The sequence below is a fragment of the Streptomyces sp. NPDC004561 genome, assembly GCF_053602155.1.
The window spans coordinates 1-1,143 of sequence record NZ_JBSGDB010000926.1; the positions used below are offsets into that span (position 1 = coordinate 1).

The following is a 1,143-nucleotide window of genomic DNA, read 5'->3' on the forward strand; positions in this document are numbered from 1 at the left end:
GGACCCGCAATCCGGCGCCGTTCGACGAGGACGACGTCCTGCTCGCCCGGGAGCTCGCCGCGCGGGCGGCGGTGCAGATCGACAACGCGCGCTGGTACCAGAACGCCCGCAACACCGCGCTCACCCTCCAGCGCAGTCTGCTGCCGAGCCATCCGCCGGTGACGACCGGACTGGAGGTCGCCTCCCGCTACCAGCCCGCGGGGGCCACCAGCGAGGTCGGCGGCGACTGGTTCGACGTCATCCCGCTGGAGGGCGGCAGGACCGCGCTGGTGGTGGGCGACGTCATGGGCAGCGGGATCAGCGCGGCCGCGACCATGGGCCGGCTGCGCACCGCGACCACCACGCTGGCCGGGCTCGAACTGGACCCGGCCATGCTGCTGGAGCACCTGGACAAGACGACCTCGGCCCTGGACCACTCGATCGCGACCTGTGTGTACGCCGTCCACGATCCGCATCTGCGCCAGTGCCGGATCGCCAACGCCGGGCATCTGCCGCCGGCCCGGGTCCGGCCCGGGCGTCCGCCGGAGCTGCTCGACCTGCCCACGGGGGTGCCGCTGGGCGTCGGCGGGGTCCCGTTCACCACCGTCACCGTCGATTTCGAGCCCGGCGACGAGCTGGTGTTCTACACCGACGGGCTGGTGGAGACCCGCTGCCACGCGCTGGACGAGCGCCTGGACTTCCTGCTGTCCCTGCTCGACGATCCCGCCCGCCCGCTGGAGGAGGCCTGCGACCTGCTCCTGCGCACCCTGCACCACCCCGACAACCACGACGACGTGGCCTTGCTCATCGCACGGGCGCAGGAACTGCCCTGATCCGGGGGGCACTTGACGCCCGGGGCACGGCTCCGCGGGGCGGGGGAGCCACCTGGGGAGCCGTCTCCCGCAGGACGGTCAGGGCAGGACGCCGATCACCACGTGCGCGTTCAGTTCCTCCGACGTCGCCAGACGGGCCGTCAGACCGGCCCGGTTGAACACCTCGACGGCGGCGGGCGCCTGGCGCTCGCTGGTCTCGGACAGCAGCCGGCCGCCGGGCGCGAGCCACCGCGGGGAAGGAAGGACACGAACCAACGGCCGCCCTTGCGGGACACGGTCGCGGAACGGATCTCACCACCCAAAGGGCGGGACCAGCGAAAGCGGACCCAGC

2 protein-coding genes are annotated in these 1,143 nt (G+C 73.1%); one reads left to right on the plus strand and one right to left on the minus strand.

Annotated elements, in window-relative coordinates; translation table 11 throughout:
• The coding region (locus tag ACWEN3_RS46760) for a PP2C family protein-serine/threonine phosphatase (RefSeq protein WP_452984561.1) at window positions 1-812 on the plus strand (812 nt) is incomplete at its 5' end.
• A 78-nt stretch (window positions 813-890) separates the two neighbouring features.
• On the opposite strand, the gene ACWEN3_RS46765 is transcribed toward ACWEN3_RS46760, so the two are convergent.
• On the minus strand, window positions 891-1,067 hold the full coding sequence (locus ACWEN3_RS46765; protein WP_452984563.1) for a hypothetical protein: 177 nt from the start codon (window positions 1,065-1,067) through the stop codon (window positions 891-893).
• Window positions 1,068-1,143: the final 76 nt, after the last annotated feature.